Below are 14,145 nucleotides of genomic sequence, written 5' to 3'. Positions count from 1 at the left end.
CGGGTTGCGTATCTCGCAGTGGATAGGCAGGTTTTTCCGCCACAAGCCGCGGGAGCTTTTCAACCTCATCATCGAGCCCGGCTACGCGATCAAGGCGAGTGCCGCAAACCCGTACTTCCGGGGGATTGAGCGCCTGGCCAGAGAGGTCGGCTTTCTCGGCAGCTTCGTGGCCGACTGCAATGGGCTTCTGAGGGCGGGCAGCAACGACCTCCTCCCGACGCGGCGGGCCACCCTCCATCTGGACGTCTACCCGAACCCCGCGGCCATCGAGGGGCGCTCGACCCGCGACTATGAGAGCCCCGTCAATGAGCGCAGGGTGCCCCGGGCCACCCTGGTGCTTGATGATGATACGGAACTCTTGCTTTGGGTAGAAGGGGAACGCGTGCGGGTTGCCGGCGGGGCCATTCAGGCACCCCCGGCTAAGCGTGGGAGCGGCGGCGCCCCGAGCGACATCCCGCGAGGATAGCAAGAGCGGGCGGCGGCCACTGTGGCCGCCGCCCGGGAGGGCGGGTGAGGGGCTAGCTACCCGCCCTCGGAAAACCGCCGGCCATGCCAAGTCAGAGCCGCGACGAGGAATCTCCCTCCTGTCAACATGGATACCTGCAACCTGCCGGAAGCTGCACGCAGCCCAGCCTCGGTGCCCAGACTCTCGACGGGGATTTGGCACTTGACATAATCCCCCCTGGCGCTACACTAAGCCCGCGCAGGGCGTGAGCGACACCCTGGAGCGGGGGGATTTGCGCACCTCTTGGCCTTGGGGGAAGCCATGGGCCACGTGAACCGCCGGACCTGGCAAGCGATCACGGCTGGCCTGCTGGCATTGGCGGGCGCGGCCGGTGTCTGCGCAGCGGAGCTGTAGGCAGGGGAGACGCGTTGCTGGCCGATGGGTACCCAGCGGAGGCCCTTCAGGCGTTCCTGGAGGCGGCGGCCTCGGCGCCAAACGACACCCAGGTGCTCCTCCGCATCGCCACTGCGCAGGTGCGCCTGCGGAGGTTCGACGACGCGGAAGCCACCATGCGCCGTGCGGTGGCCCTCGAGCCCAAGAGCCCCAAAGTGCTTCAGAACCTGGCGCTTGTGTACCTGTGGCGCAACGACCTCGAAAGAGCGCTAGAGACCTTTCAGAAAGTCAGGGCGCTGGAAGAGACGTACCCGCAGACCAACTACTACATCGGGCTGATCCATGAGGCGCGCGGCGAAGAGGAGGCCGCCGTTCGCTACTATGTCATGGACGTCAATAACGGCCCCTCGCCCGCGTGGGAGCGGCTGAGCCGCTACAAGGACAATCGGCGGGCTCTGGGGCTTGCCCCGTCCGGCCCCTCGTCGCGCAGCCTGCTCATTTTCTCACTCGCCTGCCTCGCAGTGGCAGGGGCCGCCTGGGCGCTGAAGCTTCTGTTTGCCGTTGGCGTCGCCAGAACGTCTACTGAACTGGAGAGCTGACCCCATGCTCGCGAGGATTGGCAAGGGCCTTCTGCTCGCCATCGGCCTCCTGATGATTCTCTCCGTCACCTTGTTCGATCCAGCCGATATCACCGAGTACGCCAAGCGCACCTTCGGCCTCACGTCGGGCCAACGGGCAGATCGGGAACTCGAGGGAGTCGCGCCCAGCACGGGGCGACAAGCCGCCGAGGAACGCGAGAACCAGGACGTGCGCAACCTGGTGGAACGGCTGCGCATCGAGGATACCCGCGAGACGATCCGCTTCCTGAGCTCCCTGCCGCAGAGCCGGGTCGTCGGTTATCCGGGCAACAGGGTTGCCGCAGGTTACGTAGAAGATGCCTTCCGAGCGATCGGCCTGGACGACGTGCACAGCCAGCCCTTCGACGTGACCGTGCCGGTGGACGAGGGCGGCTCGATGGAGGTCGCGGGGCTGTCAAGGAAGATTGACCTCGCCTGCCTCTGGCCCAACGAGGTGCAGACGCCCTCGCTGCCTGATGGATTTGAGGGCACACTGGTGGATGGCGGCAAAGGAGCATTCGCCGCCTTCAACGGCCAACGGCTCACGAGGAAGGTCGAGGTAACCCGCAAGCCGACTGGCAAGGAGATGAAGAGCGTCCAGGAGGAGGGGGACGCTATTGTGCTGCTGGACTTCGACTGCGGGCAGGACTGGACCAACGCCTTCATGCTCGGCGCGAAGGCGGTGGTGTTCTTCGATAACACGGCGCCGGGGGGACCGTCGGCGGTCACACGGGGCGAGGCGGAGCAGAAGCTGGTTGGCGTGCCCGCCAACCTCCCGCGTTTTTGGGTGTCCCGGGCCGATGGGCTTTATCTGCGCGAGCAGCTCCGCCGCGCCCGCGAGCAGGGGCGCGAGCTGCGAGCGAAGCTCTCAGCCAGGATGGCTTGGCGCCGTGTCCAGGCCCGGAACGTCATTGGCACCATCCACGGCACACTTCCGCCTGAATCCCCATCCGAGAAGGTGGAGTACGAGCGCCCCCGCATCATCGTGCTGTCGGCCTTCTACGACGCCATGTCGGTGGTCCCGCGCGTGGCCCCAGGAGCCGAGAGCGCCGGTGGGCTGGCCGCGCTGCTTCAGACGGCCAGGGTTCTCAAGCAGTACCCGCCGCGGCACACAATCGTGTTCGTGGCGTCCGGGTGCCATTTCCACTGCCTGTGGGGCGTCCAGCACTTCTTGCGCGAATGCCTGCCGACGGACAGCGAACTGGGCCGCGTCCGGCTCCCCAAGGGGCGTGTGGATTTCGACCTGTTCGTGGGCCTCGATCTCACGAGCCACAACAACCAGGTGGCCACCACGTGCTTCGGGACATTCTACAACCGCTGGTGGGAGATGAACGTCTACCGCAAGAACCTGCTGGCGCCGTATGCCAAGAACTTCACCGACTACGCGGCCAGCGTATTCCGCAAGAGCACCGCCGAAGCCACGTGTCCTCACATCAACGCCATCACCCCTCCGAAGAAGACGTGGAAGAACTTCGTCCCGCGCCCGGTTGCCTTCGATTCCGAGGCGGTCGAGGCCCGCGGCAAGGACGCCGTGACCATCTTCACGCCCAATGAAATCCGCAATGTCGTAGATACGCCTGCTGACACGCTCGAACGCATGGATATCGAGAAGTTGCATTCGCAGGTGAGGACCGTGGCGGCCCTGATGGCGAAGGCGGGGCGCGACACCCAGTTCTTCACCGACAGCAAGCTGCGCCTTCAGAACCGCATGAGCTTCACCCAGGGCAATGCCACCTGGTTCGACCGAGCCCTCAACCCCAACATCCCCAAGGCGCCCTTGGGCGGCGCCGTCGTCACGCTCCGCCACATTCACGCCGACGTCACCAACGCGGGCGTCCGCACCCTCTACACCGCCTACGCGCAGGACACGAACCCGAGCGGCGGCGATCACACCCAGGGATACTACATTGACCCAGTGACGCTGAACTCACGCCGCGTGACCCTGAACATCTGGTCCGACCGGATCGGCGAGCTCCAAAGCGCCGAGGCGGTCATTCAGAGCCGCAGATGGCTCACCACGCGCAGGCTCCAGCCCGCCGGCACGGGCGGCCGGGCGACGGCGACGATCCAGGTGGCCGAGCGCTTCGAGCTCGGCCCGCCGCCGGAGGGGAAGCCGGCCGCCGAGCTTCCGACCCCCTCTGGCGAGGCGCTCAAGGGGTCCTGGCAGCCCGCCCCCGAGGAGATCGGCAAACGCTCCGGGACCCTGGTGCCGGCATCCGAGGGCGATCCGCGTGACCCTGTCAAGCCGGGCCACGCCCATATCCGCGTGGGCAACGCGCACTACCGCGGTCCGATCCTCGTGCCCCCGCGCCGCTTTGAACTGGACGTGGACCTCGACCCCCCGGGTTGGGTGGAACGCCTGTTCCGCGGCGGCGCCGTACGGGAGGTGGCCCTGCCCGACGATGCTCCGGATGTGCCCGATGACCTGCGAGTCATCCGCTCCCTCACCCTGCACGGCTCCAAGGGCGACTACGAGGTCAGAGACATCAACGTCGCTTTCGGCCAGTTTGAGGGGCAGTTCCTTTTCCCCTTCATCCAGTTCTGGCGTTGGGGCGGCATGGAACTGCTCGCCTACAAGATGGCTGCCGACGGTTCGATCATCTACGCGCAGGACGAAGGACCGCAGGGCAAGGAGACCTATCCGAACGACGTCAAGTTCGGCGGCGGGTCCCAGTGTGTGCTCTTCCGCTGCAAGCCCTTGACCCTGCTCGAGATCGTCGACTCGCGCTACCTCACCGTGCTGGACATGCTCGGGGTCCTTGGCACGGACAATTCAGTGCCGCAGCAATGGGGCGCCCGCTACATCGCCAACCAGAGCCGCCAGGAGGGAATGACCACCAGCGCAGCCGTTGTGTTCGGCAAGCACGACACGCTCACCGGCGAGGACCAGCGGCTCAAGGTCCACATGGGCACTGGGCTCTACGGCATCAAGCTGCTGCTGACGAACGCCGAACTCGAGCGCCCAGGCAAGGGGCTCGTGACCACGCCCCCGACAGACCCGCAGGAGGACCTGGGCATCACCCTGAAGGAGGCGCGGGGCACTGGCTACCCTGTGGACGGTGGCGTGCTGTTGCACCCGACCTACCGCGTGGCATGGGACATGTGGGCGCTCAATGAGTACCGACTGCGCGACCTGGAGCGCTACGGCATCAGCAATCCCATGCTCGCGAACTTTCCCACCAAAGGCCGCCTGGCCCGCGGGCGGCTGGAGCCGGGCCTCCACGACCGTGCGCGGGAGGCGCTCGTGGCGGCGCAGGGCGCCTTGGCGAGGCGTGACTACGAGGAGTTCATCTCGCAATCGCGGAGAGCCTGGGGCTACGAGGCCAAAGCGTATCCCGAGGTGGCGAGCCAGGCCGACGATACGGTGAAGGGCGTGGTCTTCTACTTCATCCTCTTGATCCCATTCGCCTTCTTCATGGAACGCCTGCTCATCGGCGCGGCCGACGTCCGCAAGCGGATCATCGGGTTCGCTGTCATCTTCCTGGCCGTGTTCGCGATCCTGCGCTACGTGCACCCGGCCTTCAAGCTCTCCACCAGCCCCTACATCATCCTCCTCGCCTTCGTCATCCTGTCCATGGGCGTGATCGTCCTCTTCATCGTGGTCGGCAAGTTCAACGAGCAGATCCGCAAGATGAAGCAGGCGGCCACAGGGATTCAGGAGGCCGACGTCGGGCGCCTGTCGGCCACGTACGCCGCGGTGATGCTGGGCATCTCGAACCTCCGCAAGCGGCGCGTGCGGACCACGCTCACTGCGGTCACCCTCACCCTGCTCACGTTCACGGTGTTGTCCTTCACCTCCATCCAGACGTCGCTCCAGGTGTTCGAGCTGTCGCGTTCCAACACGCCGAGCTACGAAGGGGTGTTGGTTCGCGACCGCAATTGGCGCGGGCAGCAGGCCGTCGTCCTCGACCATCTGCGAAGCGAATTCGGCGGCATGGCGACCATTGCTCCGCGTGCCTGGCTTCTGTCGAAGACCCGCGGCGAGAAGGAGTTCTTCGAGTTCGCGGCGGCCGGGGGACGCAGCAACGTCAACGGAATCGTCGGCCTCACGCCGCAAGAAGCCCTCATCAACCCCAAGGGCGGGCCGCAAACGTTCCTCAGGCCCGGCGGCCGCTGGTTCCGCCCCGGCGACCGGTACGTATGCATCCTGCCCGACGACGTGGCGGGCCGCGTGGGCATCCAGGCGACGGCCCTCGAAGGCAAGGCCGATGCAGACAAGCCCCGGATCGCCATGCTCGGCCAGGAATTCACCGTGATCGGCTTGCTGGACTCCGAGGCCTTTAATAAGTACCGGGACCTCGATGATGAGAAGCTGACGCCGGTGGACACCCAGCAGGAGGGCGCCAGGATGCAGGTCGAGGAGAACCCCGACGAGGCTGCGAAGGCGCCCATCCAGGCGTTCACTCATATCGAGGCATCGAATAGCCTCCTGATCCCCTACGATCTGGCGCGGGACATCGGCGGCACGCTGAACTCGATCGCTCTCTCGACGTACCAGGAGCGAACCGAGGTCGAGGGCGGCGTCAGGGTCGTCCGCGTGGTGCCTACGAAGCCCTTCAAGGAGTTCAGCCAGGACATCCGCCGCTTCATGCAGCGGGTGGCCCTGAATCTCTTCATCACGCAAGGCACGGGCGAGGACGCGCGCGTCAAGGTGTGGAGCTCGATCCAGACCACCTCCTTCTCGGGCGTCGGCAACCTTTTCGTGCCGATCCTCATCGCAGCCCTCATCGTCCTGAACACGATGACGGGCGCCGTCTACGAGCGATTCCGCGAGATTTACATCTACAGCTCGGTCGGGCTGGCGCCCACGCACGTAGCCGCCCTGTTCCTGGCAGAGGCCGCCGTCTTCGCCACCGTGGGTGCCGTGGCAGGCTACCTGATCGGCCAGTCGGTTGCCAGCGTGATCTTCCACCTGGACCTGCTGGGCGCGCTCACGCTGAACTACTCGTCGCTTTCCGCCATCTACTCGAGTGTCGTCGTGATGGCCACCGTGTTCCTGTCCGCGCTCTACCCGGCCAAGAAGGCTTCGGACATGGCGGTGCCCGATGTGACGCGGCGCTGGCAGTTCCCGCCGCCGGAGGGCGACCTGTGGCAGTTCGACTTCCCGTTCACCGTGGGCGGCGCCGAGATCCTCGGCATGTACTCCTATCTCGCGCGCTTCCTGCAATCGTACGGCGAAACGTCCATCGGCGCCTTCTACACTGAGGACGTGCAACTCACCAAGGGGGCGCCCGGCTCCGAGGCCGATTACGTGATCAGCGCCCGCTGCTGGCTGGCCCCGTACGACCTGGGAATCAGCCAGGACGTCCGCTTCGAGGCCATCCCGACCGGCGAGTTCAACATCTACCGCATCGCGGTCATCATCCGACGCGTGAGCGGCGACACGCTGTCGTGGCAGCGGATGAACCGTGGCTTCCTGAACGTCCTGCGCAAGCAGTTCCTCGTCTGGCGCACCGTGCCGAGCGGCACCAAGGCCGAGTACGCGGAGGAGGGGCGTCTCCTCCTCGAAGGGGCGGAGGCGCCTGCCGCGGGGGGCGGTGGCGTTGGGGCTTGATCGCGCGCGCCTCACCAGCGCGGAAGTGGCTTGAGGGCAGACGCAGCTTAGGGGCAATGGCATTGCCTGAGGACACTCTGGGACAGGTGAAGTACGAGATCGTTCCCGAGGGGACTCCCTACCAGTGGGGGTTCAGTTGGAACGTGGTGGTGGCCGCGCTGTTCGTGGGCTTCGTGATGATGCCCGGGGCGATCTATCTGGGCCTCTTCATGGGGCAGACGTACGGCGGCGCGGCCGAGTGGGTGACGATCATCTTGTTCATCGAAATCGCCAAGCGCAGCTTTGTGAAGCTGCGCACGCAGGAAATCATCATCATGTACTGGATCGCCGCCGGCCTGGCGGTGATGGGGCCCCTCCAGGGCCTCATCTGGAACCAGTACCTCGTCCAATGCCCGATGTCCGACGGCATCCACGAGCAGTTCCCTTCGTGGGCGGTGCCGGCCCGCGAGAGTTCCGCGCTCCTCGAGCGAACGTTCGTCCACCGGGCCTGGGTCGTGCCGCTGCTTCTCGCCCTGCTGACGTATCTCATCTACAACGTCAACCGCCTCTGCCTCGGCTACGTGCTGTTCCGCCTGACGAGCGACATGGAGCGGCTGCCCTTCCCGCTCGCGCCTGTGCAGGCGGGCGGCGCCACCGCGCTGGCCGAGACCTCCTCGAAGCGCGAGGGGTGGCGCTGGCGCGTCTTCTCGATTGGCACCATCGTGGGGGTGCTGTTCGGCCTCGTTTACGTCGGCGTCCCAATCCTCTCCAGCATGTTCTTCACCCGCAGGGTGGAGATCATCCCGATCCCGTGGCTGGACCTCACGCCCTACACAGGGAGCATTCTGCCGGCCACCCCGGTAGCCATGAGCATGGACCTGCTGGCGGTGGTGGTGGGGTTCGTGCTGCCGTTCTGGCTGGTGGTGGGGGCGTTCATCAGCGCGATTGCGATGACGTTCATCGGCACCCCGCTGCTCTACAAGTACGGCATTCTCTTCAACTGGAACGAGGGAATGTCGTACGTGCCCACGCAGATCAGCAACTCGTTCGACTTCTGGATCAGCTTCTCGATCGGCACTGCGCTGGTGATCTTCTATGTGGGGGTGGGGGCGACCATCCGCGCCGTCTTGCGGCGCCGGCGCGAGCGCGCGGCGCGCCAGGCGAAGGGCGAGACGCTGGAGGCCGCCCTTCCCGAGGGCCGGGGCGATATCCGGCTGTGGAAGCCGCTGGCGATCTGGGCGACCACCCAGGTGGTCTTCGTCGGGCTGTGCAAGGCGCTGGTCCCCGACTTCCCCTGGTGGATTCCCGCGATCTTCGGCTTCGTGCTCTCGCCGATGCAGTCGTACATCAACGCGCGGATGGTGGGCATCACGGGCGGCAGCGGCAGCGTGTCGTTCCCGTATCTTCGCGAGGCATCGTTCTACGGCGCCCAACTCCTCACGGGCAAAGCCCTCGGCGTCCCCATCTGGTTCGCCCCGATGCCGATCCAGGACTACGGCGAGGCCGCCGGCATGTTCAAGCAGCTCGAGCTCACCCGCACGAAGTTCGGCAGCGTGGTCTACTCGCTGATGTTGACGTTCGTGGTGTTGTGGGTGTGCAGCTTCATCTACTGGTCGTGGATCTGGAAGCTCGACGTCATCCCGTCGTCCACGTACCCGTTCGTGCAGAAGATGTGGCCGTTGAACGCCACGATCAGTTGCATGTGGATGCGCACCACGCTGCCCGGGGGCGAGGGGTTGGCGAACCTCCAGAAGATCCTGCACGTCGAGTACATCGGGGTCGGATTCGCCGTGGGCTCTGCCGTGTTCGCCGTGTTCAGCCTGTTCGGTGTGCCGACCCTCGTTTTCTACGGCATGCTCACGGGCATCGGGCAGAACGCGTTCATGGCGTTCCCGCAATTCCTCGGGGCCATGCTCGGGCGCCACTACTTCGCGAAGCGGTTCGGGGATCTCAAGTGGCGCGCCTACGCGCCCATTCTCGTGGCGGGCTACGTCTGCGGGGTGGGGTTGATCGGCGTGACCACGGTGGCCCTCAAGCTCATCTCCTCGGCAGTCAAGCAGACGATTTTCTGAGCAGGGTCGCCCTTGACGCGCGCCCAGCGGGCCGCTACAATCGCGCCCGGTGTGCCGGAAGTCGAGTCCCCACACGGCTTTCCGTCCGGAGGCCCCTATGCGCCTTCTTGCGCTCATTTGCATTGTCGCCGTCGCGGTGGGTGCCCTGGGCGGCGCCTCTCCCGACGCGGCATCGGTGGTGAACAGGCTGAAGTCGCACGAGGCGACCTACGACGACTGGCCCCCGATCCTCGAGGCGGGCGCCGCGGCCGTGCCCGAGCTGAAGAAGCTCCTCGCGGACGGCCGTGACGCGGTACGGGCCGCCGCCGCCGTGCTGCTGTACCGGCTCGGCGAGACGGGCACCCTCGATGCCTTGGATAAGCTGCTGGAATCGGGGGATGCGGCGGCTCGGGCGGAGGCCGCGGACGCCCTGGCCGCCTTCACCGGCGGCCCGGCGGCGTCAGGCGTCGGGCTGGCCGCCTGGCGGGCCTGGTGGAAAGCCAACCGGCAGGGGGTGGAGGCGCCCTCGGCGCGCGGGTCCCTGCACGGCAAGGTCTTGGGTGTGGACCCCTCGACGGGGCTCGTGGCCACCAACGTGGGCGCGCGGCACGGCGCCCGGCGCGAGATGCGGCTCAACGTGCGCCGGGGCGGCGAGGCCGTGTGCATCCTGGAGATCGTGTTCGCCACGCCCAAGGGCTCCGTGGGGCGGATCATCCCCTTCAGCAACCGGGCGACGCCGCAGCCCGGGGACACCTGTTTCTCATCGAGCGCCAAGGGAGAGTAGCGTGCCGCGGACCCACGGTGGCCATCTTCCGGTGATCCACGTGAGTGCGGGGAACCTCCCCCAGGCGTGGGAGCGCGCCGTAGTCGCCCTCTGGGAGCAGGGGGTGGACATCCGCACAGAGTACGACCGTCGCGACAGGCAGGGCAACTACCTGGACCCCCCGAGCCGCGACTGCACGATGATCGTCGAGGTCACCCACCCGTTCGCCGAGCCGCGGATTCACAAGAACTTCCCAGGCGGGCCTGCCGAACTCGAGGTGTACCGCCAGGAGGTCGTCGAGGGGATTCACGACCACTGGGTGGACCCGTCCGACCCCGACAAGTGGACCTACACGTACCACGAGCGGCTCTTCGCCTACAAGCCCACGGTGGACCTCGAGAATCCCAGGGCCAAGCATCTGCCGCCCGTGAACCAGATCGAGTATGTGATCCGAAAGGCCGTGGAGGCGACTCACAGCCGCCGCATCCAGGCCATCACGTGGATGCCCACGGCGGACCCGCAGACCGTTGACCCCCCGTGCCTCCAGCGCCTGTGGTTCCGGCTGCTCCCCGACGACGACGGCCAACTTCTGCTGAACCTGAACACCCACTGGCGCAGCCGCGATGCCTACAAGGCCTGGTTCATGAACGCCTATGCGCTCACCGACCTCCAGCAGCGGATCGCCGCCGAGGTTTCGCGGCGGCTGGGCCAGCGCGTGGGCGTCGGTTCGTATGTGGACATTTCCGACTCCTTCCACCTCTACGGCAGCTATTTCGGCGAGTTCGAGCCCGAGCTGGAGAAGATGCGCAGCGACCCCGACTACACGAAGCGCGCCTGGCCGAGCGACCATCCGGCCGTGGCGATGATGTTCGAGGAGACCCGCGCCCGGCTCAAGGCGGACCCCGACTTCATGAAATCCAAGTGAGGAGGAGCCGTAGTCTGTCACCCGCCATCCGCGGCACACGGGGCCACAGCGGCCCGCGACGCGCTGCGGAACGCGGATGACGCATTACGCATCGAGCCGTGCTCCCACGCCGCGCCACCCGCACCGTCCACAAGGGTTCCGTTCCGCTCGGCTCCGGCCACCCGATCGCCGTCCAGTCCATGACCAATACGCCGACGGCGGATATAGCGGCCACGGTGGCGCAGATTCACGAGTTGGAGGCGTTGGGCTGCGAGATCATCCGCGTGGCGGTGCCCGACCGTGCCGCGGCCGAGGCGATCGGCGCCATCAGCCGCCAGATCAGGATTCCCCTGGTGGCCGACATTCACTTCAGCCACCGCCTCGCGCTGGCCGCCATCGAGGCGGGCGCCGCCGCCATCCGCATCAATCCGGGGAACCTGAGACACCGCGAGCACGTGGACGAGATCGTGCTCGCGGCCAAGGCGCGTGGCATGGCCATTCGCATCGGCGTCAACTCCGGCTCGATCCGCCCGCGCGAGGGGCTCGAGGTGGCGGCGGACGAGTCGGCCCTCGTGCCGCTGATGGTCGAGCAGACGATGGCCTATGTGCGCCAGTTCGAGGAACTCGGTTTTCGCGACATCGTGCTCTCGCTGAAGACCTCCGACGTGTTGACGACCGTGGACGCCTACCGGGCCGTGGCCCGCCAGTGCGAGTACCCGCTGCACCTGGGCGTCACGGCCGCCGGGCCGCCGGGCATCGGAACCATCAAGTCGGCGGTCGCCCTCGGCATCCTGCTCAACGAGGGCATTGGGGACACGGTTCGCGTGTCGCTCACCGGCCCTCCGCACCGAGAGGTGGAGGTTGCCTACGATATCCTGGCCTCGCTGGGGCTTCGTGAGCGGCGTCACCCCGAAATCATCTCGTGTCCCACGTGCGGCCGCTGCCAGATTGACCTTGCGGCGCTCACGGAGCAAGTGGCGGCCGCTCTCCAGGGCGCGCCGGCCTCGTTGCGGGTGGCCGTGATGGGCTGCGTCGTGAATGGCCCTGGGGAGGCCAAAGATGCCGACATCGGCATTGCGGGGGGCAAGGGGGTTGGCTACTTGTTCCGGCGGGGGAAGCTCATCCGGGAGGTTCCCGCCGACCGGCTGGCGGGCGAGTTGGCCGCCGAGATCGCAACCATACAGGAGAAAGGAGACCTCGGATGAAGAGGATGCTGGGCGCCGGGATTCTGGGGCTGCTGCTGACGGCGGGCTGCTGCCCGTTCACGCGGGTGTGCCCGATCCACGCGCAGACCACGCGAGGCAAGGTGCGGCACGTGGTGCTGTTCAAGTTCAAGGCCGAGGCCACGCCGCAGCAGATCAAGGCGGTGGAGGAGGGCTTCCGCGCGTTGCCGGCGAAGATCAGCGGAATCCGCTACTTCGAGTGGGGCACCGACATCAGCCCCGAGAAGCTCAGCGATGGCTTCACCCACTGCTTCCTGGTGACGTTCGACACCGAGAAGGCCCGGGACGCCTATCTGCCGCATCCCGCCCACAAGGCGTTCGTGGAGGTGCTCAAGCCCATCCTCGACAAGGTGCTGGTGGTGGACTACGTCGCCCAGCGGTAACCACGGCAGTGCACTGGGCCATAGCTACGAAGCCCCGCGGAGGCCGCTGTGGCCGCCGCGGGGCCTCTTACGTACCTGGGCCTCGCCTACTTGCTGCGGCGCAACTCGTGCAACTCCGCCGCAAGGGCCGAGATGCTGTGGTTGACGTCGGCGCAGCTCCGATAGAGCTGCCTGTAGACCCTGAAGGCCCGGTCGTAGAGCTTGTGGGTTTCGGCCTTGGGGGTGAAGGACTTACGGACCCGGACAAGCTGGCGGACAGCGTCCTCGAGTGACGGCCAGACCCCGGCAGCCACGCCGGCCAGCATCGCGACGCCGAGGCATCCGGCCTCCGAGACGTCGAGAGCGTCCACGGGCAGCCCCGTGATGTCGGCCTTCGCCTGGCACCAGCGATCGGAACGCGAGCCGCCGCCGATGGCGTTGAACTTCTGGACCTTCAGCCCCCCCGAACGCACCGAGTCGAGGTTCACACGCATCTCGTAGGCCACACCGTCCAGGATCGCCCGTGTGATGGCCTCGGGGGTGGTGTTGAGCGTGAGACCCGCCAGGACCCCGCGCGAACTGGAGTCGAGGTATGGCGTGCCTGAGCCCTGGAAGTGCGGGAGCAGGAAGAGGTCGATCGGCCCGTCGGGGGCTCTGGATATCAGGAGGTCGTACACGTCCCGCTTGCGTTTCCTGGCCTCGGCCAGGGCCTCGGCCCCGAACTGGTCTCGGAACCATCGCAGGATGCTGCCCGCCGTGTAGAGGAAGGCCAGGGACACGTAGCGGCCCGGCGCGCAGTGCGGGTACACGCAGTGGTTGGCCGCCAGCATCGCGTCCGTCAGCACTGGCTCGGCCATGGCGATGGTCATGCATTCCACAGTTCCCGTCGTGTCGGTGCTGACCCCGGGGTCCAGCACGCCGGCTCCCAGGGCGCAGGCGGGCTGGTCGTGAGCTCCTGCGACGACCTTGGCGCCCGTGGGGAGGCCGAGAGAGCGGGCCACCTTACGGGTGATCTCGCCGACCACCTCGCCCGAGAGGCACGGCGTGGCGAACATCGCGGGGGCGAGCCCCGCGGCCTCCAACACGGGGTCGGCCCAACGGCGCGTGCGGACGTTCAGCGCCAGCGTCCGGCCTATGAGCGAGTAGTCAATCCTGGGTTCGAGCCCCAGCTTGAGGAAGAAGAAGTCCTCCCAGAGCATGAACTTCCAGGTCTTGCGGAACACCTCGGGCTCATGGTCCCTGAGCCACATGGCCTTGTTGACTGTATAGCTGGAGTGCTGGGGCATGCCGGTGAGCTGGAAAATCTCGCGTCGGCCGAGGCTGTCGGTGAGTTGCTGCGCCTGGGCCTCGGCGCGCGCATCGAAGGAGAGGATGGTGTTGTAAAGCGGTGTGCCATTCTTGGCAACCGGCATGAATGACTCCCCAAAGCACGTGACGCTCAGCGCTTGCACCTTATCGCGGCTCGTGCCGGCGGCCTCCGCGACCACACGGCGCACAGCCTTCCAGATGGCGGCGCTATCAATCTCGGCCCAACCCGGGCGCGGGAAGAGAAGGGGATACTCCTGGTAGGCCGACGACAGGATCGCCCCATCCTCGGCGAACACGACCGCTTTGGTGCCCGTGGTGCCGATGTCCAAGCCCAGAACGCTCATCCCGACCTCCTCTCGGCGGGGCAAGGGGTTCGCGGGTCCGCGGCAATCGCCGGTCGGCCCAGAGTATAAGCATGGCGGGCGGCGCCCGCAAGAGGAAAAATGAGGCTCTTCGGGGTTTGGCGATCCTGACTTGACTGGACTGAGGGAAGTGTGGACATGCTTGCTCCTTCTGAGAGACCTCCCTCCCGAAGGTTCCAATACC

At 66.6% G+C, this 14,145-nt stretch carries 9 protein-coding genes; 8 read left to right on the top strand and 1 reads right to left on the bottom strand.

All coding sequences use genetic code 11. The features are described from left to right. Positions 1-4: 4 nt before the first annotated feature. The 8 genes from PLE19_17945 to PLE19_17910 all read left to right on the top strand — a co-directional run bounded on the left by PLE19_17945 (position 5) and on the right by PLE19_17910 (position 12,312). Positions 5-466, top strand: a complete 462-nt coding sequence (locus PLE19_17945) for a hypothetical protein (protein HPD16832.1) — start codon at positions 5-7, stop codon at positions 464-466. 407 nt (positions 467-873) lie between these two features. Continuing rightward, a complete protein-coding gene (locus tag PLE19_17940) occupies positions 874-1,437 on the top strand; it encodes a tetratricopeptide repeat protein (protein ID HPD16831.1) in 564 nt (187 codons plus the stop codon). 4 nt (positions 1,438-1,441) lie between these two features. Next, on the top strand, positions 1,442-7,009 hold the full coding sequence (locus PLE19_17935) for a M28 family peptidase (protein HPD16830.1): 5,568 nt from the start codon (positions 1,442-1,444) through the stop codon (positions 7,007-7,009). A gap of 62 nt (positions 7,010-7,071) precedes the next feature. Continuing rightward, the gene (locus PLE19_17930) at positions 7,072-9,060 is read left to right on the top strand and encodes a peptide transporter (GenBank protein ID HPD16829.1); all 1,989 of its coding nucleotides are present in this window, start codon (positions 7,072-7,074) and stop codon (positions 9,058-9,060) included. A 97-nt stretch (positions 9,061-9,157) separates the two neighbouring features. Then, positions 9,158-9,823: a HEAT repeat domain-containing protein gene (locus PLE19_17925; GenBank protein ID HPD16828.1), complete on the top strand. Its 666-nt coding sequence runs from the start codon at positions 9,158-9,160 to the stop codon at positions 9,821-9,823. Between the two features lies 1 nt (position 9,824). Continuing rightward, positions 9,825-10,727, top strand: coding sequence for a thymidylate synthase (locus tag PLE19_17920; protein HPD16827.1), 903 nt, complete (start codon positions 9,825-9,827; stop codon positions 10,725-10,727). 98 nt (positions 10,728-10,825) lie between these two features. Further along, positions 10,826-11,911 carry a flavodoxin-dependent (E)-4-hydroxy-3-methylbut-2-enyl-diphosphate synthase gene (ispG, locus tag PLE19_17915; protein HPD16826.1) on the top strand — a complete coding sequence of 362 codons (1,086 nt, stop codon included), beginning with the start codon at positions 10,826-10,828 and terminating at the stop codon, positions 11,909-11,911. Continuing rightward, positions 11,908-12,312, top strand: coding sequence for a Dabb family protein (locus tag PLE19_17910; protein ID HPD16825.1), 405 nt, complete (start codon positions 11,908-11,910; stop codon positions 12,310-12,312). Before ispG ends, PLE19_17910 begins: the two co-directional genes overlap by 4 nt. An 86-nt stretch (positions 12,313-12,398) precedes the next feature. Here the strand turns inward: PLE19_17910 and PLE19_17905 are convergent, their stop codons facing one another. Continuing rightward, positions 12,399-13,943, bottom strand: coding sequence for an FGGY-family carbohydrate kinase (locus PLE19_17905; GenBank protein ID HPD16824.1), 1,545 nt, complete (start codon positions 13,941-13,943; stop codon positions 12,399-12,401). Positions 13,944-14,145: the final 202 nt, after the last annotated feature.

This window comes from Planctomycetota bacterium (genome assembly GCA_035384565.1).
Taxonomy (GTDB): domain Bacteria; phylum Planctomycetota; class PUPC01; order DSUN01; family DSUN01; genus DAOOIT01.
Note: the sequence above shows the minus strand (reverse complement) of the source record. Positions and strands in the feature narration are given on the sequence as shown.